At 41.9% G+C, this 24,667-nt stretch carries 28 protein-coding genes; all 28 read left to right on the top strand.

All coding sequences use genetic code 11. From position 1 onward, the window contains the following. The 28 genes from fliG to NSQ99_RS11640 all read left to right on the top strand — a co-directional run bounded on the left by fliG (window position 1) and on the right by NSQ99_RS11640 (window position 24,665). The gene (gene fliG / locus NSQ99_RS11775) at window positions 1-1,014 is read left to right on the top strand and encodes a flagellar motor switch protein FliG (RefSeq protein WP_251665484.1); all 1,014 of its coding nucleotides are present in this window, start codon (window positions 1-3) and stop codon (window positions 1,012-1,014) included. Then, window positions 1,007-1,852: a FliH/SctL family protein gene (locus NSQ99_RS11770; RefSeq protein WP_251665483.1), complete on the top strand. Its 846-nt coding sequence runs from the start codon at window positions 1,007-1,009 to the stop codon at window positions 1,850-1,852. The genes fliG and NSQ99_RS11770 overlap by 8 nt, the downstream gene beginning before the upstream one ends. Further along, window positions 1,839-3,164, top strand: a complete 1,326-nt coding sequence (fliI, locus tag NSQ99_RS11765) for a flagellar protein export ATPase FliI (protein ID WP_251665482.1) — start codon at window positions 1,839-1,841, stop codon at window positions 3,162-3,164. The genes NSQ99_RS11770 and fliI overlap by 14 nt, the downstream gene beginning before the upstream one ends. 6 nt (window positions 3,165-3,170) lie before the next feature. Further along, the gene (gene fliJ / locus NSQ99_RS11760) at window positions 3,171-3,617 is read left to right on the top strand and encodes a flagellar export protein FliJ (RefSeq protein ID WP_251665481.1); all 447 of its coding nucleotides are present in this window, start codon (window positions 3,171-3,173) and stop codon (window positions 3,615-3,617) included. A gap of 24 nt (window positions 3,618-3,641) precedes the next feature. Further along, a complete protein-coding gene (locus tag NSQ99_RS11755) occupies window positions 3,642-4,550 on the top strand; it encodes a MotE family protein (RefSeq protein WP_340836749.1) in 909 nt (302 codons plus the stop codon). A gap of 41 nt (window positions 4,551-4,591) precedes the next feature. Beyond that, window positions 4,592-6,082 carry a flagellar hook-length control protein FliK gene (locus NSQ99_RS11750; RefSeq protein ID WP_340836748.1) on the top strand — a complete coding sequence of 497 codons (1,491 nt, stop codon included), beginning with the start codon at window positions 4,592-4,594 and terminating at the stop codon, window positions 6,080-6,082. A gap of 32 nt (window positions 6,083-6,114) precedes the next feature. Continuing rightward, window positions 6,115-6,621, top strand: coding sequence for a flagellar hook capping FlgD N-terminal domain-containing protein (locus NSQ99_RS11745; RefSeq protein WP_251665478.1), 507 nt, complete (start codon window positions 6,115-6,117; stop codon window positions 6,619-6,621). Further along, window positions 6,621-7,007: a TIGR02530 family flagellar biosynthesis protein gene (locus NSQ99_RS11740; protein WP_251665477.1), complete on the top strand. Its 387-nt coding sequence runs from the start codon at window positions 6,621-6,623 to the stop codon at window positions 7,005-7,007. The genes NSQ99_RS11745 and NSQ99_RS11740 overlap by 1 nt, the downstream gene beginning before the upstream one ends. A 77-nt stretch (window positions 7,008-7,084) precedes the next feature. Beyond that, window positions 7,085-7,897 carry a flagellar basal body rod protein FlgG gene (gene flgG / locus NSQ99_RS11735; protein ID WP_251665476.1) on the top strand — a complete coding sequence of 271 codons (813 nt, stop codon included), beginning with the start codon at window positions 7,085-7,087 and terminating at the stop codon, window positions 7,895-7,897. A 55-nt stretch (window positions 7,898-7,952) separates the two neighbouring features. After that, window positions 7,953-8,162, top strand: coding sequence for a flagellar FlbD family protein (locus tag NSQ99_RS11730; RefSeq protein WP_251665475.1), 210 nt, complete (start codon window positions 7,953-7,955; stop codon window positions 8,160-8,162). A gap of 13 nt (window positions 8,163-8,175) precedes the next feature. Then, window positions 8,176-8,640, top strand: a complete 465-nt coding sequence (locus NSQ99_RS11725; RefSeq protein WP_251665474.1) for a flagellar basal body-associated FliL family protein — start codon at window positions 8,176-8,178, stop codon at window positions 8,638-8,640. Window positions 8,641-8,673: 33 nt separating this feature from the next. Then, window positions 8,674-9,675: a flagellar motor switch protein FliM gene (gene fliM / locus NSQ99_RS11720; protein WP_251665473.1), complete on the top strand. Its 1,002-nt coding sequence runs from the start codon at window positions 8,674-8,676 to the stop codon at window positions 9,673-9,675. Beyond that, entirely contained in the window at window positions 9,665-10,906 is a 1,242-nt protein-coding gene (fliY, locus tag NSQ99_RS11715) for a flagellar motor switch phosphatase FliY (protein WP_340836741.1), read from the top strand. The genes fliM and fliY overlap by 11 nt, the downstream gene beginning before the upstream one ends. Before the next feature lie 22 nt (window positions 10,907-10,928). Then, a complete protein-coding gene (locus tag NSQ99_RS11710) occupies window positions 10,929-11,291 on the top strand; it encodes a response regulator (protein WP_251665471.1) in 363 nt (120 codons plus the stop codon). Next, window positions 11,291-11,917 carry a flagellar biosynthetic protein FliO gene (locus tag NSQ99_RS11705; RefSeq protein ID WP_251665470.1) on the top strand — a complete coding sequence of 209 codons (627 nt, stop codon included), beginning with the start codon at window positions 11,291-11,293 and terminating at the stop codon, window positions 11,915-11,917. The genes NSQ99_RS11710 and NSQ99_RS11705 overlap by 1 nt, the downstream gene beginning before the upstream one ends. Before the next feature lie 17 nt (window positions 11,918-11,934). Further along, window positions 11,935-12,690, top strand: a complete 756-nt coding sequence (fliP, locus tag NSQ99_RS11700) for a flagellar type III secretion system pore protein FliP (RefSeq protein ID WP_251665469.1) — start codon at window positions 11,935-11,937, stop codon at window positions 12,688-12,690. Window positions 12,691-12,713: 23 nt separating this feature from the next. Next, window positions 12,714-12,983: a flagellar biosynthesis protein FliQ gene (fliQ, locus tag NSQ99_RS11695; protein WP_251665468.1), complete on the top strand. Its 270-nt coding sequence runs from the start codon at window positions 12,714-12,716 to the stop codon at window positions 12,981-12,983. 12 nt (window positions 12,984-12,995) lie between these two features. Then, the gene (gene fliR, locus NSQ99_RS11690; protein ID WP_340836739.1) at window positions 12,996-13,787 is read left to right on the top strand and encodes a flagellar biosynthetic protein FliR; all 792 of its coding nucleotides are present in this window, start codon (window positions 12,996-12,998) and stop codon (window positions 13,785-13,787) included. A gap of 17 nt (window positions 13,788-13,804) precedes the next feature. Next, complete coding sequence (gene flhB / locus NSQ99_RS11685; RefSeq protein ID WP_251665466.1) at window positions 13,805-14,902, top strand: flagellar biosynthesis protein FlhB; 1,098 nt, start codon at window positions 13,805-13,807, stop codon at window positions 14,900-14,902. Window positions 14,903-14,923: 21 nt separating this feature from the next. Next, window positions 14,924-16,954 (top strand): flagellar biosynthesis protein FlhA, encoded by a 2,031-nt coding sequence (gene flhA, locus NSQ99_RS11680; RefSeq protein WP_251665465.1) that lies wholly within the window; start codon window positions 14,924-14,926, stop codon window positions 16,952-16,954. Next, complete coding sequence (gene flhF / locus NSQ99_RS11675) at window positions 16,951-18,369, top strand: flagellar biosynthesis protein FlhF (RefSeq protein WP_340836738.1); 1,419 nt, start codon at window positions 16,951-16,953, stop codon at window positions 18,367-18,369. The genes flhA and flhF overlap by 4 nt, the downstream gene beginning before the upstream one ends. After that, window positions 18,362-19,228, top strand: coding sequence for a MinD/ParA family protein (locus NSQ99_RS11670; RefSeq protein WP_251665463.1), 867 nt, complete (start codon window positions 18,362-18,364; stop codon window positions 19,226-19,228). Before flhF ends, NSQ99_RS11670 begins: the two co-directional genes overlap by 8 nt. A 23-nt stretch (window positions 19,229-19,251) precedes the next feature. After that, a complete protein-coding gene (locus tag NSQ99_RS11665; protein ID WP_340836737.1) occupies window positions 19,252-20,541 on the top strand; it encodes a protein-glutamate methylesterase/protein-glutamine glutaminase in 1,290 nt (429 codons plus the stop codon). 29 nt (window positions 20,542-20,570) lie between these two features. Beyond that, window positions 20,571-22,619, top strand: a complete 2,049-nt coding sequence (locus tag NSQ99_RS11660) for a chemotaxis protein CheA (protein WP_340836736.1) — start codon at window positions 20,571-20,573, stop codon at window positions 22,617-22,619. Between the two features lie 12 nt (window positions 22,620-22,631). Then, a complete protein-coding gene (locus tag NSQ99_RS11655) occupies window positions 22,632-23,093 on the top strand; it encodes a chemotaxis protein CheW (RefSeq protein ID WP_251665460.1) in 462 nt (153 codons plus the stop codon). Between the two features lie 36 nt (window positions 23,094-23,129). Continuing rightward, the gene (locus NSQ99_RS11650; protein WP_340838784.1) at window positions 23,130-23,717 is read left to right on the top strand and encodes a chemotaxis protein CheC; all 588 of its coding nucleotides are present in this window, start codon (window positions 23,130-23,132) and stop codon (window positions 23,715-23,717) included. Further along, on the top strand, window positions 23,714-24,208 hold the full coding sequence (locus NSQ99_RS11645) for a chemotaxis protein CheD (RefSeq protein ID WP_340836735.1): 495 nt from the start codon (window positions 23,714-23,716) through the stop codon (window positions 24,206-24,208). The genes NSQ99_RS11650 and NSQ99_RS11645 overlap by 4 nt, the downstream gene beginning before the upstream one ends. 1 nt (window position 24,209) lies before the next feature. Then, the gene (locus tag NSQ99_RS11640) at window positions 24,210-24,665 is read left to right on the top strand and encodes a hypothetical protein (RefSeq protein WP_340836734.1); all 456 of its coding nucleotides are present in this window, start codon (window positions 24,210-24,212) and stop codon (window positions 24,663-24,665) included. The last annotated feature ends 2 nt before the right edge of the window (window positions 24,666-24,667 follow it).

Here is a 24,667-nt window from a genome sequence, read left to right as displayed (position 1 = left end):
ATGTCTAAACTGGCACAAGGATTATCAGGACGTCAAAAGGCAGCGATCTTACTGATTACGCTTGGACCTGAAGTATCCGCACAAATATTTAAGCATTTACGTGACGATGAGATTGAACAGCTTACGCTTGAAATCGCGAACGTACGTAAAGTCGACAGCAATGATCGTGATTTTATATTACAAGAGTTCCATCAAATATGTATGGCACAAGAGTTTATCTCGCAAGGCGGTATTGCCTATGCGAAAGAAATTCTTGATAAAGCACTTGGTGAAGATAAGGCAAAAGAAGTTTTAACTAGACTTACTGCGACGTTGCAGGTTAGACCTTTCGACTTTGCGCGTAAGGCTGATCCTGCACAGATCCTTAACTTTATTCAGAATGAAAACACACAAACGATAGCCCTTGTTCTATCATATCTGCAGGCTGAGCAAGCAGCGACGATACTGTCCTCCTTGCCTCAGGATAAGCAGGCTGATGTAGCTAAAAGAATTGCGCTCATGGATAGTACTTCTCCAGAGGTCATTACTCAAATTGAGCACATACTGGAGCAAAAACTTTCATCGACCGTTACTCAGGATTACACCAATGCAGGTGGCATCGATTCTATCGTACAAATACTAAATGGTGTTGACCGTGGTACAGAGCGTACAATTCTCGATGCATTAGAAATTCAAGATCCTGAGCTCGCTGAAGATATCAAGAAGCGTATGTTTGTCTTTGAGGATATTGTTAGCATTGATAACCGCTCCATTCAACGTATTATACGTGATGTTGAAAATGCGGATCTTCAGCTTGCGCTTAAGGTGTCAAGTGAAGAGGTTCGTGAAGCGATATTCCGTAATATGTCAAAGCGCATGTCAGAAACATTCCAAGAAGAAATGGAATTTATGGGACCTGTACGCTTGCGTGATGTAGAAGAAGCTCAGACTCGAATCGTTGCAATTATAAGACGACTAGAAGAGTCTGGTGAAATCATCATCGCACGTGGCGGAGGAGATGATATTATTGTCTAATCTAATCAAGTCCTCACATGTTATGACGCTTGAAGAGCTTAAAAAGTTGCGCGTCAACAATCAATATGTTACTCAACAGCCAAATTTTACTGAGAATGCTGAAGAAGTGTCCGAGGTAGAACAGCCGGATGAAGCAACGATTTCGCTTAAAGAGCAAATTATTGCCGATGCGATGGCAGCTGCTGAGGCACGCATAAAGGAAGCTGCAGCTGAATGTGAAAAGATGCTGCAAGATACTGAGCAGCAGATTGATGTGTGGTGGCTAGAGAAACGTAATGAGGATGCTGAGCTGCAAGAAAAGCATAAAAAGGAAGGCTTTGAGGCTGGTTATCAACAAGGGCTTGAAGAGGCTCATGTGAAGGTTGAGCAGGAATGGGAGCATAACTTGTCAGAAGCTGCTTCTATTCTTAAGGAAGCCTATCGAACGCGTGAGCAGATTATTCAAGAAGCAGAGCCGTTTATCGTTGAATTAAGCTGTTCAATCGCAGAAAAAGTAATCGATAAACAGCTTTCCTTAGAGCCTGACATGGTACTAGATATTATTACACGTACACTTTCCCGTAGACGAGAGCAAGGTGAAATCATTCTATGTGTTGCACCATCGTCACTATCGTTCATTCAAGGAGCGCGTGAAGAACTGGATGCAACGATAGATTCACAGGCTGAGCTAGTGATTATACCTGATACAACCGTAAAGGATCATGGCTGTGTCATTCGTTCCAAATTCGGTAGTATTGATGCTCGGATCGATACACAATTATCAGAGATTAAGCGTGAATTGCTCAACATTGCTCATCAAAGTGTAGAGGAAAGAGGTCAAGCCAATGACCAAGCTTAATTTAGAAGTCGACAAATACCGAGAGCATCTGAAAAATGTCGATCCCGTACGTATTAATGGGAAAGTAACACAGGTTATTGGGTTGACTGTCGAGTCGCAAGGACCAGATGCAAGTATTGGTGACCTCTGTTATATCTATCCTACAAAATCTTCGAAGCCGCTTAAGGCAGAGGTTGTAGGCTTTCGTGAAAATAAAGTTATTTTAATGCCGCTAGGAGATCTGCATTCCATCAGCCCAGGCTGTGACGTTGTCGGTACAGGAAAACCATTAACGGTTCAAGTGGGCTCTGAGTTGCTTGGTAAAGTGCTTGATGGACTGGGAAATCCGCTGGATGGCAGCTTTCTCCCAAGCAGAATGCCGAATTATTCAACCCATAACACACCGAATAACCCTCTTGCAAGACCACGAGTCACCAAACCGCTTGGGACAGGTGTACGAGCGATCGATGGATTGCTTACCGTTGGTGAAGGCCAACGTGTTGGTATATTCGCTGGATCTGGAGTAGGGAAAAGTACACTACTAGGGATGATCGCTAGAAATACGACGGCTGATGTTAATGTCATCGCACTGATCGGAGAACGTGGACGTGAGGTGCTTGAATTTATTGAAAAGGATCTAGGACCAGAGGGTCTTGCTAGATCTGTTGTAGTCGTAGCGACTTCAGATCAGCCAGCGCTAATTCGTATGAAGGGTGCAATGATTGCGACTTCTATTGCAGAGTACTTTAGAGACCGCGGATTAAATGTCATGCTCATGATGGATTCTGTAACGCGTTATGCGATGGCGATGCGTGAGGTTGGTCTGGCCATTGGAGAGCCTCCAGCGACAAGAGGTTATACACCTTCGGTGTTTGCTGCATTGCCGAAGCTGCTTGAGAGAGCTGGTACAGGAAAAAAGGGATCAATTACAGCCTTTTACACCGTCCTCGTTGATGGTGATGATATGAATGAGCCAATCGCGGATGCCGTTCGAGGTATATTAGATGGTCATATCGTACTAAGCAGGGCTTTAGCACATAAGGGTCATTATCCAGCGATAGATGTTCTATCGTCTGTCAGTCGTGTAATGAACGAGATCGTCACTGAAGAACAGCTGGATGCTGCAAATGAGCTGAAAAGGTTACTTGCCATATATCGTGATTCAGAGGATCTAATCAATATCGGTGCATATCAGCAAGGATCTAATCAACAAATTGATATGGCGATTCAATATATCGATCTGATTAACTCGTTTACAAAACAGCGAACAAATGAAAAGGTAACGCTGGAGGAAGTTCAGCAGCAGCTAATTGCGAATTTTGCTAGGAGTTGATAATGAATGGCAGCGTTCAAGTATAGCTTCCAAAAGATTGTTGATTTGAAGGAAAGTGAAAAGACTCACGCGGAATGGCTTCTATCTGATGCAATTGGTGAGCTTAATTCGGAGAGAGAGCAGCTTCGATCACTTCAGCAGCAGCAAAGAGAATGGGAACAAAAGCTTGAGCAATCTGTAAAAGAAGCGACCCCTTTAGCTGAAGTACTTGCTATTGACGAATATATTGAATACTTTGCTCAAACGATTAAAAGTAAAATGAAAGATATTGAACGTGCAGAGCGTAAAGTAGAGCAACGTAGAAACGATTTGGCAGATAAGATGAGGGAAGAAAAGGTTTGGCATAAGGCTAAGGAGAATGCCTTTACTAAATTTCGCTATAGCATGCAAATCAAGGAACAGAATGAATTAGACGAGATGGCCTCCATCCGTTTTATGTCACCTACCCCATAAGACCGTGCAAGGGAGTGAATGGATTTGGCAGCCATTGACGAAGAAAAGCAAGAAAGCAGTTTTATAGAAAAAGCTGTATTTATTATTACTCCTATTTTGTTTGTGATTGTTTTGCTCGGACTATTGGTCACTTTTCTCGATGTAGATATACGAAACAAGGCTTTGGAGATCGGTCAAGATATTCCAGTCGTTCGTAATGTATTGCCGGCGCCTAGTACGACGGCTGTAAACTCAGATGATGAAATGAAAAAAGACAAATATAGTGAGCGAATCGTTGAACTAGAAACTCAGCTGGCGACTTTGCAAAACGAGCTGAATGCAGCACAACAGAAAACGATCGAGCAGGAGCAAACCATTGCAACTCTTCAGGAAAAGAGTGAGACAATCAGCGAGGAGCCTGTAACTGAACCAGCTGCGATTACTGATGAGCAGTATACGGCACGAATTCAAGAGCTGGCGAGTATGTTTGCAAAAATGACACCGAGTAAGGCTGCTCCTATTGTGCAAAGTATGACATTGGAGGAAATGGCACTTCTTTTCGGTAACATGCGAGCAGATGATCGCGTGCGTATTATGGAGAAAATGACTCCAAAGACAGCAGCCGATGTTACGATGCTGCTTAAGGACAGTGAAACAGCTAAAGATCTAGAAATTGCAGCTCTGCAATCTAGAGTACAGCTGCTTCAATCGGAAAATGAACAGGAATCTTCAACAAATGAGGTTAGTGATGCAGACCTAGCAGCAACATTTTCTGCGATGGAGCCATCGGCTGCAGCAGATATGCTGTTGAAAATGATGGACGTAAGCTCCAGTAAGGTCCTTCGTATATTGAAGGTTACGGGAAGCACAGCTCGTTCCGCAATCTTAGAAGAAATGACAGCTATTAATGAAACGACAGCTGCATTACTAGTTACAAGATTGATGCAAGACTAATGCAAGACTAATGCGAGGGAGTATCGAAAGGAGGTGACATAATGGACGTAATGAATGTATTGAATCCTGGTACTGTGATTGGAAATGTTGCACAGCTAACCAATACGAATTCTTCCTCAACAAATGCAACATCCTTTCAAAAGCAATTAGTCAGTCTTGTCGAAGGACAGCAAGGAGATGCAGGCCAAACAGCTGAAACAGGTCAAATGGTTGCATCATCTGCATTGCTTTTGGCTGGTAAAGCCGGATCACTGAATGAGGAGCAAGCGTCAGCTGAACAGCTTAATGCTTTGCTTGAGGGCTTGTTAGATCAGCTAGATGAGCTAGAGCAGCTTGGACTAGATAATGAACAGCAATCCGTTGTTGAAGATTTGATTCAGCAAATGGAGGCGTTAATCCAAGTGGTCTCCTTCAATCAAGAAGCTAGCAAGCAAGCTCCTATGCTCAGTGTTGATCAACAGTTAGATAGCGATGCTCAACAAAGTTCATCCAATCAACTAGTTATTAAGCTTCAGGATCAGCTTTTGATGCTTCAACATGCATTGCAAAGCGGTGAAGTTAAGGTATTACCTGGTGTTCAAACTGTAGAAGATATCGTAACTGAACAATTACATATCGTTCAAGCCACAGTAGCTCAGCTGCTTCAGGATGCTAAGCTCAAGCAAGCCGCGGGAACGATTGACAGCAGTAATACGATAGCAGACGATATGGCACAGATTATCAAGTCTGCTACAACAGACCAAGCAACGAATAATAAAGCTGCAGAGTCGCAACAAGATCTAAAGCTTAATCAAGCAGTAGGTCAACAAAATGCTAGTGGAGCTGCGTCAGCTTCCGAGTTTGCTGTGAAAGATAAGTCAGCATCAGATGAACAAGCATCTCATCTACAGCGATTGAATGTAGAAGCAACTTACGCTCAAGCTGCTACACAAGCGAATGATGCCTCAAACTCAGCTACTCAAGCTGTACAAGAGGATACGGCTGTTCAGCCTTCTGCTACGATTGCGCAGCTACGTGCTGACAATGTACGTGAGCTTTTGCCTCATTTCATTCGAACAGGCCCTTCTGTTACTAGTGCTTATGTTCTTGCAGATGAGTTTGCAGATACGATGAGAGGCTTAATTGTGCAAAGATTTAACGTGACCGAGCTAAATGGCTTGACGGAAGCGAGACTATCACTAACACCTGAGCATTTAGGTCATGTTGATGTTAAAATTTCTATGCAGAATGGCGTGCTGACTGCAATGTTCCAAACAGAAACAGCGATGGCGAAGGACGCATTAGAAAATCAAATGCTTCAGCTTCGTGCTTCACTTGCAGCTCAAGGGATAACGGTAGAAAAAATAGAAGTTGCTCAAACTGAATTTGCATCTCAGCTTAGTCAACAGCAAAAGCAACAATCCAATAGTCAAAACGGTAACGATGACAGCTCTAGAAAAGAGCTTGATGAAGCAGCCTTTGAAGAAGAATTACTTATCAATGCAGCTAATCAAGAATTAGGCTTCGGACGAGCAGTTAACGAAACGGTTTAACTAATCCATTAAAGTAAGATGGAGGTGAAAAGATGGCAAGCTCAATACAATCATCTGTTGTGTGGCCTCATTATAATACGTCTAATGTAGTTAAAGCTTCTACTAAAACAAATGAACTTGGTAAGGACCAATTTTTAGGTTTATTAGTTGCTCAGCTTCAGAATCAGGACCCATTATCTCCGATGGATAATACACAGTATATCGCTCAGATGGCACAGTTCTCTTCTGTAGAACAATTAATCAATATGAAAGAAGAGATCTCTCTTCTGCGTTTGAATATCGGAACGGCTTCGAGTTTAATAGGTAAGCACGTGACCTGGAATGAGTATGATAATGCTGGAGAAATTGTTCAGAGAAGCGGATTGGTAGATTCTATTATTTCACAGGATGGTCATCTCTTTGTACAAGTTGGCGGAGAGAAAATCGGTATGGATTTTATTGGACAGATCTCATCTACTCCAATTGAGAATGACAACTCTTCGGATCAAGAAGAAAGCGAGCCAACAGACTCCTCCTCTAGTGAAGAGGTGATGGAGTAATGAATGAGAGCTTTAGAGTTGGTCAGCTCTATCCGATGAAGGTCAATCCTGGCGCTTTTCAACAAGGGCATCACAATGTGCAATCTAATAAAACGGATAAGCCGAGCTTTTCTGAAGCATTAGATCGTGAGATGCTTAAGTTCAGCCACCATGCGGAGATTAGAATGGCTCAGCGAGGAATTAGCCTTCCGCAGGAAAGCTTGAATCAAATTAGTGAAGCGGTTGATTCAGCGGCACAAAAGGGTGCGAAGGATTCGCTGATCGTCTATCGTGATATTGCGATGATCGTTAACGTTCCTACTCGAACAGTTGTCACTGCTTTAGATGGTGGACAGCTGCAAAGCAATGTGTTTACACAAATTGATAGTGCAATTATTTTGAAATAGGCTGGACCGATAAGGGGGCCTACAGCTGCTGACCGACTGATGCAGCTAATAAATACCTAATATTAGGAGGATGAATCATGCTTAGATCGATGTATTCTGGAGTTTCAGGAATGAGAGGCTTCCAAACAAAGCTTGACGTAATTGGTAACAATATTGCAAACGTTAATACGATCGGTTTTAAATCCGGCCGTGTAATGTTTTCGGATATTTTGAGCCAAACCGTTAGTGGTGTAACAGCTCCAGAGGATGGAGTAAGCGGCGGTGTTAATGCGAAGCAAGTAGGTCTTGGTGTTAATATTGCATCTATTGATACGATACATACCGCAGGTAGTGCAATGACAACGAATCGACCAACTGATTTGAGAATCAATGGTGATGGATTCTTCGTGCTGTCAGCAGGCGACGATGCAGAGCAAGTGCTTAGCCGCGCAGGTAACTTTACACTTGATGCTAACCGTCAGCTCGTAAATGGTGATGGACTATTCGTGCTTGATGTTGGTGGTGCACCTATCATTGTAGATGAAGAGGTAACTGCGTTTAGCATCTCACAGGACGGTATGATTGTCGGGGTAACGCCTGACGGCCCTGTTGAAGTTGCACAAATTGGTGTAGCACGTGTCGTTAACCCAGAGGGGCTAGAAAAGCTAGGAGGGAACTTGTACCGCATGACGGTCAATGCGAATCCAGATGGCGAGATTGAGATCGTAGCTCCTAATGATGCAGAGCTTGGTACAGGTGGCATCATCGCTGGTCAGCTTGAAATGTCAAACGTTGACTTAACAAGTGAATTTACAGAAATGATTGTTGCTCAGCGTGGATTCCAGGCGAACTCAAGAATCATTACTACTTCCGATGAAATTCTACAAGAGGTTGTAAATCTTAAGCGATAAGTAATGTAGGTTGAAGGGGGATCCATTGATCCCCCTCTAAGCTAGGAGGCTGCTAATGATTACACTAACGCGCTTAAACGGTCGATCAGTAACCATTAACGCACTTCTCATTGAGTTTGTTGACGAAGCCGCTGATACGGTAATTACGCTAACGACTGGAAACAAAATAGTAGTAAAAGAATCTGCTGCTGAAATTATAGCGCTCAATCAGCAGTTTCTTCAAACAATCGGCCTAATTACTGCGGCCCAAAAGAGTCAAGAATAAAGGAGTCTTTGCCATGAAAAAGATGCTGCCGTGGTTAATAACTATTCTACTTTCAATTACATTAATAGCTGTAGTAGGAATCGTCGTGTATAAGACGATGTTTGATGATTCGAGCTCAGCACTCGCAAGCAACAAACCAGTAGAGGTTGAAGTTCTCAGCGCAGAAAAAAGAGTTGAAGTAACCTCTACATTGACAGATTTCCGTAGAAATTTGAAAGATTCACAATATGTAGTGAGCATAAACTTTGCCTTCCAGCTTGATGATAAAAAGTCTAAGGAAAGCTTTGACAAGATTCTAGACATAGAAGTGAAGCCAATCATCAGTAGAGTGCTCGCTGATATGACTGCTGATGAGCTGAATGGCTCTCAAGGTGAGGATCAGCTAGAGTCACAGCTGCTGAATCTAATCAACCCTATTTTGCCAAAGGGTAAACTAGTGAAAGTTGAAATTACAGATTTTATGATTGCAAAAATTTAGCTTCTAATGAATTCCTCTAAGGAGGTGAGAGACATGGTTGATGTTTTATCTCAGAATGAGATCGACGCATTACTTGCCGCTTTATCATCAGGTGAGATGGATGCAGAAGATTTGAAGAAGGAAGAACCTACAAGAAAAATTAGTGTATATGACTTTAAGCGTGCAGTACGCTTTTCTAAGGATCATATCCGCAGCTTGACTCGAATTCATGAAAATTTTGCTCGTTATTTAACTACTTATTTTTCAGCTCAATTAAGAACCTTTGTACAAATCAATGTCGTTGATGTAGAGCAATTGCCTTATGATGAATTTATACGATCAATTCCAAAGATGACGATATTAAATATCTTTGAAGCTGAGCCTTTAGAAGGGCGTATGGTACTAGAAGTAAATCCTAACGTAGCCTACGCCATGTTAGATCGCCTGCTTGGTGGTCCAGGAACAGCTCCATCGAAGATGAACGCTCTTACTGAGATTGAAACGATTGTCATGGAAAAGGTTTTTGCTAGAGCGTTTGATAATCTACAAGAAGCTTGGAAAACGGTCATTGATATTAAACCGAAGCTTGAAGCATTGGAGACGAATCCACAGTTTATGCAAATCGTGTCTCCCAATGAAACGATAGCGCTAATCTCTTTTAGTACAAAAATTGGGGACACAACAGGGATGATTAATCTTTGTATTCCGCATGTTGTACTAGAACCAATTATGCCAAGACTGTCTGTACATCATTGGTTTGTTTCACAAAAGAAGGAGCGCATACCAGAGGAAGTTGAAATCCTTGAGCATCGTGTGAAGAAGACTAAACTACCAATCATTGCTGAACTTGGAGAGGCAACCATTACGATTCAGGAGTTTTTGGGCTTAGCTCAAGGTGACGTATTAACGCTTAACAAACCAGTTGATGAAGGACTTAAGATAAAAGTAGGAGAAAAGCTGAAATTTATTGGAAGTCCAGGCTCGATAAGGGATCGCATAGCGATTCAAATTGATGAGATTGTAAACGAAGGAGCGGAAGAAGACTATGACGAGTAAAGATTATTTATCTCAGGAGGAAATCGATGCATTGCTTCGTCAATCCTCAGGTGAGCCCGAGCATAGTGACATGACTCCTGCAGAAGCAGAAGAGGTCGTCTTAGAGGATTACCTGTCTACGCTAGAGCAGGATGCTTTAGGTGAGATTGGAAATATTACGTTCGGCAGTGCTGCAACTGCATTGTCAACTTTATTAGGTAGAAAGGTAGATATTACGACTCCTTCCGTATCTATCGTTCGTAAAAGCGAGCTTGGTGACGTATTTCCTAAACCGCATGTTGCGGTAAGTGTTGAATATGTTGATGGCTTTGAAGGCATAAATTCATTAGTCATTCGTACGAAAGACGCACAAGTAATCGCAGATTTAATGCTTGGTGGAGAAGGAGAAGTAACTGACCAAGAGCTGAATGAAATCCATATTTCAGCAGTTCAAGAAGCAATGAACCAAATGATGGGATCTTCTGCTACGTCGATGTCGACGATATTTAACCGACTAGTAAATATATCGCCGCCTGGAATAAATATATTAGATGTAACAAGCGGAGATGGCATTGATCATCTTCCACCAGAAGATATTATGATCAAAATTTCCTTCCATTTAACGATTGGAGATTTAATAGATTCTACAATTATGCAGCTGCTTCCAATTTCTTTTGCGAAGCAAATGGTCGCAACACTGATGGGTACGGATACGGAGCCGATGGATGTTACTCCGGCCCCTGTTCAGGAGACAACTCCACCTGCGCCAGCGCCAATGGCTGCACCGCCAGTAGCGCCAGCAGCTCAAGTAGAGCAGCAGCAGCCAATGGGTAATACATTCCATGCTCCACAACAGGATATGTTTGCTCAGCCAGCGCCAGCGCCTGCGATGAATTATGATCAGCATCAACAAACGAACATGAATCGCAACGTAAATGTTCAACCTGTACAGTTTGCGAATTTTAATCAAGCACCATATACGCAAACCGATGGGACAAATCTTAATTTACTACTCGACATACCATTGAAGGTCACTGTAGAATTAGGTAGGACCCAGAAGCAAATAAAAGATATCCTTGAGCTTTCTCAAGGCTCAATTATTGAGCTGGACAAGCTAGCAGGTGAACCAGTCGATATTCTTGTTAACAACAAGCTCATTGCAAAAGGCGAGGTTGTTGTCATCGACGAGAACTTTGGTGTTCGTGTTACAGATATCGTGAGTCAATGGGACAGAATTCAAAAACTACAATAACGGATTTCTAGGAGGAAGAAAGATGTCTAATCGTATTCTAATTGTTGATGATGCTGCTTTTATGCGAATGATGATTCGTGATATTTTAAGCAAAAATGGTTATGAGGTAGTTGGTGAAGCACCAGACGGTGCTCAAGCTATTGAGAAATTTAAGGAATTGAAGCCAGACCTAATTACGATGGATATTACGATGCCAGAGATGGATGGGATTTCAGCATTGAAGGAAATCCGTAAAATTGATGCAAATGCAAAAGTTATTATGTGCTCTGCGATGGGTCAGCAAGCTATGGTTATTGACGCGATCCAAGCAGGTGCGAAAGATTTCATCGTTAAGCCATTCCAAGCTGATCGAGTAATCGAAGCTATTAAGAAAACACTAGGCTAATGAGTAAGTTTAATATTCGTTCGTATGTGCTAAAAATCGCTAGTAGTAGCTTACTATTCATAACTCTTCCAAACATCGCTGTTGCTGCTTCAAGTAACAGCGAGCAAGGAAGTGGCTTGGCAAGCGATGGGTCTCCAGCGTTTCAACAGACGAACATCGTGTTCGATGTTATTAAGGTATTTGTAGCTTTAGCAATCGTCATTGCGCTTTTAATGATCACTGTAAAGTGGCTGTCTAAAAGAAATCGTGCCTGGGGTAATCAACGTGGCATGCGTTCTCTTGGAGGAGTTAGTCTCGGACAAAATAGCTCAATGCAAGTGATTGAGGTTGCAGATCGAATCTACATCGTAGGTGTGGGTGAATCTGTTACTTTGCTAGACAAAGAAGTAGACCCTGATAAGGTTGCGCAAATCATTGCAGCATTAGAATTAGCAGAGCAAAGCAACATTAGCTTCAGCTCACTCAAGCAATTCGTTGCATCGCGTAAGAAACAGTCTGATTCCACGAATGCTTCGGATGAAATGTGGAATGATCCACGCTCATTCGAAGACTTATTGCAGACTAAGCTTGATAAGCAAGCAGAGCGCAAGCAAGAGCTTGAGTCTTTATTAAAAGATAAAAAATAATGAATGGTTGATGGACAATGAAAAAAAAGTGGATGCTTATCGTACCATTGATAATGATGTTTTTTGTTTTCTTGGTACCATATGCTCACGCTGAACCGCTTCCTGATATCTCCATTAATATTGGTAATGATGATGCTGATGCTTCAGGGACTAGTACACTCTCTATTTTATTGCTAATCACTGTATTAAGCGTTGCCCCTGCAATTTTGGTGTTAATGACGAGCTTTACTCGAATCGTTATTGTCCTTGGCTTTGTGAAAACATCGATGGGAACGAATACGATACCTCCAGCGCAAGTGCTTGTTGGATTGGCAATGTTTTTAACATTCTTTATCATGGCACCGACATTTAATGAGATTAATCAAGTGGCGCTTCAGCCTTACATTCAAGGTGAGTTGACACAAGAGGAAGCCTTTGAAGAAGCTGCAAAGCCTATGAAAAAGTTTATGTTTAATCATACGCGTGAAAAGGATCTCCTGTTGTTCATGAATTATACAGGGGAAGAAAAGCCATCATCGTATGAGGAGATTCCAATTACGACATTGATTCCAGCCTTCGCGATAAGTGAATTGAAGACGGCATTCCAGATGGGCTTTATGATTTTTATCCCATTTTTAATTATTGATATGATTGTTTCGAGTACACTTATGGCGATGGGGATGATGATGCTACCACCGATCATGATCTCGCTGCCTTTCAAAATACTATTGTTTATATTAGTAGATGGCTGGTATCTCATTGTACGTTCATTACTACTAAGCTTTAACCCTTAAAGCTAGATCAGGAGGGGGAAATATTGAGTGCAGATTTTATTATAGGGATAGCTGGACAAGCTGTATTTACTGTATTGAAAGCAGCCGCACCTATGCTCGTTCTTGCACTAGTGACTGGTTTAGTAGTAAGTGTGTTTCAGGCGACAACCCAGATCCAAGAACAGACTTTAGCGTTTGTACCGAAGATCGTTGCAGTATTGTTAGCGGTAGTCATATTCGGACCGTGGATTCTCAATACGGTTGTCGACTTCACGTATACGATATTTAATAATCTGCACCATTATATCGGTTAGGCTGTGAATTCGATGACAGATGTATTTTTAGAGGCAGTCCCTATTTTTTTGTTAATATTTTGTCGAGTAACAGCTTTTTTCGTCGTAACACCGATCTTTAATCACAGAAATGTTCCGGCGATATTTAAGATTGGGCTCGGCTTTTTTATTTCCCTGCTAATCGTAACCGTGCACGGTCCTAGTCAGGCGATGATTATAGATATTCAATATTTCTTGCTTGTCATAAGAGAAGTGCTTATCGGACTTATGATGGGGTTTATTGTGTATCTGTTTTTTGTTACGGTACAAACTGCAGGTGGGATCATAGACATGCAGATCGGTTTCGCAATGGCGAACATCGTTGACCCTGTATCGGGTGTATCGGTACCATTGCTCGGTAATTTTAAGTATATGCTTTTGCTTGTCGTGTTCTTAATGATGAATGGACATCACTTCTTACTTACTGGATTGATGGACAGCTACTTGTATATCCCGATTGAAAATCAATGGTTTTCTAAAATGGGAGATGGAAGCTTAGCCCAATTTTTAACAAACGCGGTCATTTCCAGCATAGTAATCGGAGTTCAAGTCGCGTTGCCGATAATGGTTGCAATGTTCATTACAGATGTTGGGCTTGGCTTCTTAGCAAAGACAGCCCCTCAATTTAATGTGTTTGTTATTGGTTTTCCAGTAAAAATTATGCTTGGTTTATTATTAATTTTCTTGTTAATGCCAGGCATGGCAGTGATCTTCGAGAAAATCTTTACGGTTATGTTTAACTCGCTAGAGCAATTTTTCGGTGTGGTGCAAGGTCCGCCTGCATAAAGAATGGAGGCAAAACAGTGCGTAAATATCGTTTAGTTGTAGATCTACAGCTATTCAATCAAGAAAAAACAGAGAAGGCAACCCCTAAGAAGAAACAGGACTCACGAAAAAAAGGACAGGTTGCCAAATCCCAAGAGCTTCCATCCGCGTTGATTCTTACACTGTGCTTCGCATCCTTTATGATGCTCGGAGATTACTATAAAACACATTTTACGAATTTATTTCATGATTTGTTTGAAAATTGGTTAACGATGGAAGTCACGATTACAAACCTTGGTGATTTCTTTATCAACGTTATACTTCAGGTACTGCTAATTATCGCTCCTATACTTGCGATCGTCATGATCACTGGTGTCATTGGCAATGTTGTGCAGTTTGGATTTCTATTAACGAACGAACCGTTAAAGGTTCAATTAAAAAAACTAAATCCGATCGAAGGCTTTAAGCGTATTTTTTCAATGCGCAGTCTTGTAGAGTTCGCTAAAAGCTTATTAAAGGTTATTATCATTGCTGTAGTTGTCTTTTCGATAATAAGCAATGAATGGGGCACTATTACAGGGTTAGGCCTTCAGCCTATTGAAACTGTAGTATCTTATCTAGCATCTCTCGTTATACGAATGGGTGTAACAACAGGGGCTATATTAATCGTACTGGCATTTTTAGACTTTTTATATCAAAAATATGAGCACGCAAAAAGTATTCGAATGTCAAAGCAAGATATCAAAGATGAGCATAAGAAATCTGAAGGTGACCCGTTAATAAAACGAAAAATCCGGGAAAAGCAATTGCGAATGGCAATATCGCGAATGATGCAGGAGGTCCCTAATGCAGACGTCGTTATTACGAACCCTACACATTTTGCTGTTGCATTGAAATATGATGCTGCAAATATGGAAGCACCGGTCGTTGTCGCGAAAGGGATGGATCATCTTGCTCTGAAAATTAAAGAGGTTGCAAAAGAGCATGATGTAATAACGATGGAAAATAAGCCACTTGCACGTGCTTTATACAGTCAAACAGAAATAGGAGATGCAATTCCTGCTGATCTGTTTCAGGCTGTGGCAGAGGTGCTGGCATATGTATATAAGATTAGAGGTAGGAAGCATGCTAAATAATAATGTAAGGGAGGGAACATCATGAAGTTAAAAGAGCTCATTATAACGTGTGGAATTATCGGGATAATTCTCATGATGATCGTACCGCTCCCAGTTCTATTAATTGACTTTCTTCTAATCGTTAATATTACGATGGCGATCACGATTCTACTTGTAGCTATGAATACAAAGTCAGCTTTGGACTTCTCGATATTCCCAGCGATTCTACTCGTTACAACAATATTCCGACTCGCGCTTAGTATTTCTACCACTAGAAACATACTAACCCATGCAGAAGGCGGAGCTGTCATTGAAACGTTTGGTCAATGGGTAGGCGGAGGCCAGGTTGTTATTGGCTTTATCGTGTTTTTAATTCTCGTGGTCGTTCAATTTATCGTCATTACCAAAGGTTCAGAGCGTGTCGCGGAGGTAGCAGCTCGCTTTACACTTGATGCAATGCCAGGTAAGCAGATGAGTATCGATGCGGACTTGAACTCTGGACTCATTAATGAACAGGAAGCGAAAGAACGTCGTTCCACCATCGAGCGAGAAGCTGACTTTTATGGAGCAATGGATGGTGCGAGTAAGTTTATTAAAGGTGATGCGATTGCCACGATTATCATGATGATTATTAACCTGATCGGCGGTTTCATTATCGGTATGGCTATGATGGGCTTAAGCTTCGGAGAAGCATCAACGACGTTCACAATTCTAACGATCGGTGATGGTCTTGTTGCTCAAATTCCTGCGTTGTTGATCTCAACAGCTTCAGGCTTAATTGTTACTCGTTCAGCATCGGAAGGAAATTTGGCAGAGGATATTACTGGTCAGCTGTTCAAATATCCTAAGCTGCTATATGTAGCAGCAGCAACGATTGCCGTATTAGGCTTAACACCTATTGGAATACTTAGAACATGGCCGTTTGCTATTGGACTTGCGATCGCCGGTTATTTACTTAGTCGTTCACAGCTTAAAAAGGCAGAACAGGATGAATTGCTTGTTGAAGAACAGCAAATCGAAGAGGTTAGAAGTCCAGAAAGCGTCATAAGCTTGCTATCGGTAGACCCAATCGAATTTGAATTTGGCTATGGCTTAATTCCTTTAGCTGATACGCAGCAGGGTGGAGATCTACTAGATCGGATCATTATGATCAGACGACAGTGTGCGCTTGAGCTAGGACTTGTCGTACCTGTTATTAGAATACGAGATAACATTCAGCTTAAGCCGAATGAATACGTCATTAAAATAAAAGGGAACACGGTTGCCAGAGGTGAATTGCTTCTTAATCACTACTTAGCCATGAGCCCGGGTTATGATGATGAATCGATTCACGGCATCGAAACAACTGAGCCGGCATTTGGATTGCCAGCGATATGGATTGATGAGATGACGAAGGAACGAGCGGAGCTGTCTGGTTACACGGTCGTTGATCCACCATCCGTTGTTGCTACACATCTAACGGAAATCGTTAAGCGTCATGCACATGAGCTCATTGGACGTCAAGAAACGAAGGCACTGGTAGAGAATGTGAAGGCGAATTATCCTGCACTTGTAGAAGATTTAATTCCAGGTGTAATGTCCATCGGTGACGTGCAAAAAGTGTTGACGAAGCTTCTCCAAGAAAAAGTTTCGATTCGCGATCTAGTTACGATCTTCGAGACATTGGCAGACTATGGTCAATATTCGAAGGATACCGATATTTTAACGGAATATGTAAGACAGGCTCTATCAAGACAAATTACACAGCAATATGCACCAGGGGGCCAATCCTTGCGAGTTATTACGCTAGGTGCGCAGCTTGAGAAGAAAATCATTGAATCCGTACAGCAAAATGATCAAGGCAGCTATGTATCTCTTGATCCTGTATCATCACAGCAAATTTTTCAACGTCTCACCGAGCAAGTCAATCGTTTGCTGCAATCAGGTCAACAGCCTATTGTACTGACTTCGCCAACCATTCGTATGTATTTGAGACAAATTGTTGCTCGCACGATGCAGGATTTGCCGATTATTTCCTATAGTGAGCTTGAGCCGAATATTGAAGTACAGAGCGTTGGGGTGGTTAATCTGTGAGAGTGAAAAAATATGTCGTAGACGCAATGTCAGATGCAGTTCCGCTCATAAAAAGTGAATTAGGCAAGGATGCAGTCATTCTTGAATCTAGAGAGATTAAAGTCGGCGGTTTTATGGGGATGTTTCGTAAACGTAAGCTGGAGGTCATGGCTGCAGTTGAACCAAATTCAGCAAAGCCTGAAACAAAGCCTAAGCCGAGTAATTCAGCTTTAGATGATATCGATGTTGATCAAGTGATCGAGCAGATCCTGAAGGCTTCCAAAAAAACGAAACCTCAGGACAATGAAAATCCTTCTGCTCCTCCTGCTGCTTTGGCTACGAATAAAAGTAGCAAGGCGATACCCTCAGCAACTGATGGGGCAGCGTCGTTTGCATCACGCTTGTATAATACTGGATCAACCGTAACGAATCCAGTGGACGAGGGCGGCGAGGAAGTAGGCAGCGTGGTTGCTAATCACCTTGAGTCGAAGGTTCCAACACCAAAAGCTACAGCTGCAAAGGAAGCTTCAAACACATCGAATGATATGACACCGACGGAACAATTTATTGTTAATGAGTTAAAAAGCTTGAGATTAGAAATGGTCAGACTATCACAAAAAGACAACGAGGATCGTGAGCCATCAGAAGCTATTATTGCTCTAAAATCGAGATTACAAGAGCAGGAGCTTGATGAGCAATGGATTGATCTGCTGTTCGAGGAGCTTTTGCAGCTAGAAGAGGAAGCTGGTGTTGCGCTAGATACGAATCAAGTGTGGCATCTTACGAAAGAAAAGCTGAAGGAATGGTTATTTCCATATCAGAAATCTACGCTAGCACCTACGAGTCAATTGGTTCAGTTTGTTGGACCAACAGGTGTCGGGAAAACGACGACCATTGCAAAGCTTGCGGCAAATTATTCGATCAAAGAAGGTAAGAAGCTAGGACTCATTACTGCTGATACTTATCGAATTGCTGCTGTAGAGCAGCTTCGGACATATGCCAATATTCTCAATCTACCGCTAGAGGTTGTTTTCTCTCCGCTTGAGCTTGAGCGAGCAATTACAGCACTGGAGCATACGGAGCTAATATTTATGGATACGGCAGGTCGTAACTACAGTAGTGATCTACATGTATCTGAGGTTAACAGTTTACTACCGCGTAATGAACAGAGTGAGTCGGTACTTGTGCTCAGTCTTACAGGTAGGACGGCAGATATGAGAATTATTGCTGAAAAATTCAGTAAATACGGCGTGAGAAAAGTTGTATTTACAAAGCTTGATGAGACGCAGGTGTACGGTTCGATCTTTAATATGGTTATGCAATATGGACTCATGCCGCTATTTATTACAAGTGGTCAAAATGTACCTGACGATATTGCACCATTCGAATTGAACAAGTATATTGAGCTTTTACTAGGAGATCCTCATCATGAATGACCAAGCAGAAGCATTAAGAAAATTAGTAAAGCAGCACTCAGCACAATATAACGAAGAAAAAACAAAATTTATTTCCGTTACTAGCGGTAAAGGCGGTGTTGGGAAATCAAATTTCAGCCTGAACTTTAGCATCGCCTTGCAGCGGTTCGGAAAAAAGGTACTCGTTATCGATGCTGATATTGGAATGGCCAATATCGATGTGCTCATGGGTACAAGCTCTCGATATAATCTGTATCACCTTGTAAAAAATGAAAAGACGATTTGGGATATTATTAGTGTTGGGCCTGAAGGACTTCATTATATTGCTGGAGGCTCAGGTCTGCTAGAGCTTGTGAGACTGTCGGATGATGAGGTTAATCGTTTTGGTACTGAAATTATGAAGCTGCAAGGACATTATGACTATATCATCTTTGATACTGGTGCAGGGCTGTCTAAGGAAACCGCTCAATTTATTACTGCTTCTGACGAGACCATTGTTGTTACGACACCAGAACCAACATCGATTACGGATGCATATGCCCTAATTAAGATGGTGCATTCGATTGATGCATCTGTACAATTTAAGATGGTCGTGAATCGATCTGGTGATCGCTCTGAAGGCGAACGAACAGCTGCAAGCATAGCAAGTGCAACGAAGAGATTCCTGAATGTTGATTTGCCGTCAATTGGCAACATATACGATGACCCTCACGTTTCTAAATCAGTTAAGAAGCAAATGCCGCTGCTTGTTATATTTCCTGAAAGTGATGCAGCAAAGTCAATTATCGCAATTGCGAAGGAATATTTAAATATACCTTCTAATAGCTCTTCAACTGGTATTAAAGGATTTTTACATAAACTGCTGAAGCGTACTAGATAATCCTTAAGATGGAGGCGAGGTTAATGGAGCCATATCGTGTGTTAGTTGTCGATGACTCAGCCTTTATGAGAAAAATCATTACAGATTTAATAGAGAAAGATTCACAGTTTAAAGTAGTAGGTACTGCTCAAAATGGAATAGAAGCTGTGACTAGTGTAGAGACGTCTAATCCAGACGTCATTACGCTTGATCTCGAAATGCCGATGATGAATGGTATTGATGCTATGCAGCATATTTTGAAAAAGCATAAGCTGCCGATCATTATGCTATCTGGCATAAGTGAGGCTAATACGCGCGATACGATAAAGGCGCTGCAATTTGGTGCTTTTGATTTTATTCGTAAGCCTACGATGGTAGGAGCGAATGCGCAGGATATTCATTCAGTCGGCGAGGTTCTGATAGAAAAGTTAAAAATCGCAGTACTAACACGTCGAAAGAAAACTGCGACGACGAACCAATCGACATTGTTCTCAAAAATAGAAAATAAAAAAACAGATTATTCTGCAGAATCTGCGTCAAATCTCCTGAAAGATGATAGAATTATAGGTAAAAAGACTATAAAAAAATCTGCCGAGCCAAAAACTCACCTAGAGCAAAGCACGCCACTCAAACAGACAAACATGCCTGCAAAGTTGGATGAAGTGAAGGTCACAGTACCACCGCCGGCTCCTAAACACGTAGAAGTGGAAAGCGTGAGTAAAGCGAAGAGCAGAAAATCTATCAATAACGGAAGCATTGCTTCTATCATTGCAATTGGAACGTCAACTGGTGGTCCAAAAGCACTGCATGAGGTGATTAGTCATCTACCAGCAGATTTAGCTGCACCTGTAGTCATTGTGCAGCATATGCCACCACGATTCACCAAATCGCTTGCACAGCGATTAAATCATTTTAGTGAGCTAGAGGTTTGCGAGGCTGAGCATGGAATGCAGCTTCAAAATGGAAGAGCATACGTTGCTCCCGGTGGCTACCATATGAAAGTAGAGCGTCAGCAGGATCAATATGTCATTAGCTTAAGCAATGAGCCTCCTCGAAATGGTCACAGACCATCGGTAGATGTACTTTTTGAATCACTACTTGATTTCCAGGAGCTGGAACGTCATATCGTTCTAATGACAGGTATGGGCAGCGATGGCGCACAGGGGATGAAGAAGCTAGCGGATCAAGGCGTTGCATCAACCATTGCAGAAGCTGAAGAAAGCTGTGTGGTATATGGTATGCCGCGTTCAGCAGTTGAACTCGGAGCTGCAAGTAAAGTGCTTCCTCTGTCACATATTGCACCTGAATTAATGAAACTAGTGTTGAAACATTAGCAGTACAAACTTTTAGGAGGTGTCATGTTATGGATATGAATGCTTACTTATCAATGTTTATAGACGAATCAAATGATCACCTGCAGGCTTTGAATGACAATCTGATGAGACTTGAAAGCTCTCCAGAGGATATATCAATTGTGCAGGATATATTCAGATCAGCACATACATTAAAAGGAATGTCCGCAACGATGGGCTTTGAGGATTTGGCGTCGTTGACCCATGAGATGGAAAACGTGCTTGACCTCGTTCGTAATGATAAGCTAAAAATGGACAGCTTTATATTTGATACATTGTTTCAAGGTTTGGATGCACTAGAATCGATGGTTGAGGATGTTGTTCAAGGGGGAACAGGTAAGTCAGATGTTACCCATATCGTTAACAATCTCGCTAATATCGTGAAGGGCGACTACAAAAATAGTTCAACTGAGCCAGCGGCATCAACATCTACTACTGCAGCAGGCCAGGAAAACGGCGGATTGCTAGATCAATATCAATCCTCTGTTTTGAAGCAGTCCATACAAAGTGGTCTTCAAGTTTTCTATATTAAAGTAACCCTTACAGAAAGCTGTGTACTCAAGGCTGCACGTTCTTATATGGTTTTTGATGTGCTTGAGAATACGGGCGAGGTCATAAAGTCAGAGCCTTCCGTTGAGGATTTAGAGCAAGAAAAATTCGACCGATCGTTTACGGTTTTTACTATTAGCTCGGTTAGCCCTGAAGAGTTGACTTCGAAGATTAATAGTATTTCTGAGATTGAGACAGTTGAAGTATTGCCGCTAGATGAGGAATCTCTTGCTACGCTATCTAGTGCTGGTACACAAGCAGCTGCAGCAGTAGAAGCGCCAGCAGCACCTGCTAAAACTGAAAAAGCTGAGGTTAAGTCTGCAGATGAGCAGAAAAAACCAGCTGTCAAAGCGCCTGTTGCTAACCGTACGATTCGCGTTGACATTGATCGACTTGATGCGTTAATGAATTTATTCAGCGAAATGTTGATCGATCGTGTACGCCTAGAGCAGCTTGCAAGTGAGGTTAAACGACAAGATTTAACCGATACGGTAGAGCATATGGCACGTGTAAGCTCAGACCTGCAAAATATTGTATTAAAACTTCGCATGGTACCAGTGGATACTGTGTTTAATCGTTTCCCTCGTATGATTCGAGATCTAGCTAAATCTCTGGATAAGAAAATCGATCTGATCATCACTGGAGCTGATACAGAGCTTGATCGTACAGTTATCGATGAAATCGGAGATCCGCTTGTTCACTTACTTCGGAACTCGGTTGACCACGGTATAGAGACTGTTGCAGAGCGAGTTGCAGCTGGTAAGTCAGAGACTGGTACGGTACATTTACGTGCTTTCCATAGTGGAAACCATGTATTTATCGAGGTTGAAGAAGACGGAAAAGGCATTAATGCTAAAAAAGTACTGGAAAAAGCAATTAGCAAAGGTGTCGTGAAGCCAGAAGATGCTGGAAAACTATCTATTGATGAAATTAACAACCTCATATTCTCAGCAGGCTTTAGTACAGCTGATGTTATCTCAGATATATCTGGACGCGGTGTAGGTCTAGACGTAGTACGTACTAAAATCACATCATTAGGCGGGAACGTTACCGTAACATCTGTAGAAGGAAAGGGAACGAAGTTCTCCGTTCAACTACCGTTAACACTTTCTATCATTTCTGCTATGCTCATTAAGCTTGGAGATGAAAAATATGCTATACCTCTTTCTTCCATTGTTGAGACAGCTATTATTCAGCGCTCCAGCATATTAATGGTTCATGGCAATCCGATGATTAAGTTTAGAAATGCAGTTATTCCACTTATTTCTTTATCTAAGCTATTCGAATCGCCAAGCTATTCCGAGGAGCATGAAGAAGAACACGAAATTATCGTTATACATAAAGGCGATAAGTGGGCAGCCGTCGTTATTGATGAATTTATAGGTCAAAGTGAAATTGTATTGAAAACTCTTGGTAAGTACTTAACTAATATTTCTGGAGTTTCAGGCGCTACGATATTAGGTGATGGACAAGTTGCTCTAATCGTAGATCCAAATGCTTTAATAAAATAAGGAGGGGTTATGATGAGTGAAGAGTTGAAAGTTATCGTTTTTGGTATAGCAAATGAGGAATATGGCATCGAGGTAGATAAGGTTCGAACGATCGAACGTATGATGCCAATTACACGCGTTCCTAAAACGCCTTCCTTTATTAAAGGGGTAATTAATCTTCGAGGCATCGTTGTTCCCGTCATGAATTTAAGTGGACGCTTCAACCTTCCTGAGACAGAAGTAACCGAGCACACACGAATTATCGTCGTCGCAGTCAATGAAATGGAAGTTGGTTTTATTGTAGATTCTGCGAATGATGTAATCGATATTGATTCTGATATTATTGATACACCGCCAGAGATCGTTGGTGGAATTCAGGCAAAATATTTAGATGGCATTGCTAAAATCGGTGAAGATCGTCTGCTTATTATGCTAAATCTTTCTGAGGTACTAAACAAATCAGAAATTGTACAGCTTGAACAGTTAGAGGTGTAAGCCTTGGCCAATTACAATCGTTTTGAAGCTTTCGAGATGGATGTTTTGAAGGAAGTTGGTAACATCGGTGCAGGTAATGCAGCAACGGCAATGTCTACGTTGCTTAATAAGCCAATTGATATGTCAGTGCCAAGTGTACAATTGCTTCCTTTTGAAGAGGTGGCCGAGCGTGTGGGCGGCTCTGAACAAATCGTAATTGCTGTGTTTTTGCGTGTTGAGGGAGATGTTCCAGGCAACATGTTTTTCATTATGCAGGAGCACTATGCACTGCAGTTGATGAAGCAATTGCTGCCTAAAGAGCATTTAGATGATGGCACATATTCTGAGTTGGAACTGTCAACCCTATGTGAGATTGGTAATATCCTTGCTGGTTCATACCTTTCCTCACTTGCAGATTTTACACAGCTGCAATTACTGCCTTCAGTCCCTTCGATTGCTCATGATATGGCAGGAGCAATTCTAAGCTACGGGTTAATGCAGTATGGTGAGATGGGTGACTCCGCACTTCTTATAGAGACTAGCTTTCTAGAGGATTGCAAGTCGTTAGAGGGACACTTCTTTCTTATTCCTGATCCAAACTCATTCGAGATTATATTTCGAGCATTAGGAGTCAGGCTGGGATGATCAGTGAACTTCTAATAAAGGTAGGAATGGCTGATTTGAATACAGCGGCGAATGGTGAGCATCTAAAAACAACAGGTTTAGGCTCTTGTGTTGGATTAACATTGTTTGATCCAACGAAGCATGTTGCTGGAATGGCACATGTTATGCTCCCATCATCTAGCATAGCAAGAGAAGCTCCCATTAATGTCGCTAAATATGCAGATACGGCAATACCTGAACTCATAGAAAGAATGCTGGCACTTGGTGCGAATGTAAGTCGCTTACAAGCGAAAATGGCCGGTGGTTCGCAAATGTTCACTTTACCTGGTCAGACCGATTCCTTGCGAATTGGTCCAAGGAATGTTGAATCCTGTTTAATGATGCTGGAGCAGTATAGCATTCCTTTAATTTCACAGGATACTGGTGGTAATTTTGGTCGAACGATCGAGCTAAGCTCCAAAAGCGGAACGCTTACGATTCGTAGTGTGCAGCATGGGATAAAGGAGATTTAAAATGTATGGAAGCTGGCGTTGGAATTTAGGATTTGGTATCTTTGGTCTTCTTGCAGTCTTTTTTATTGGTCTATCCAATAACCCATGGGCAGTCTCGTTATTGCGAGGGGGATATGCATGTATTGCATTCTTTCTACTAGCCTATCCGTTACGCTACATACTCGGTTTGCTGCTAAGTACAAACGAAGCCCCTGTTATTGACGAAGTTCAGGATGAGGACGAGCAAGCACTCTCCGGTAATACAGTAAACTATGTAACTCCGGATAGTGAGGAGGATCTGAATGCTTTACTGCGGGATCAACTAGCGCCCGGCAGTTCGGAGGAAAAGTTCGAGCCATTAGCTAATAATGAAAAGACGGAGCAATTTAAACCTTTGAACCCAACGAAGCTTGTGTCGACAGATAATATCCAAGCAGAACAGCTGACCAAAGCAGTACGTCATCTAACAGGAGAGTGAGA

The organism is Paenibacillus sp. FSL W7-1287 (assembly GCF_038004245.1).
Taxonomy (GTDB): domain Bacteria; phylum Bacillota; class Bacilli; order Paenibacillales; family Paenibacillaceae; genus Pristimantibacillus; species Pristimantibacillus camelliae.
The sequence above is the reverse complement of the archived record's forward strand: the minus strand, read 5'-3'. Positions and strand labels throughout refer to the sequence as shown.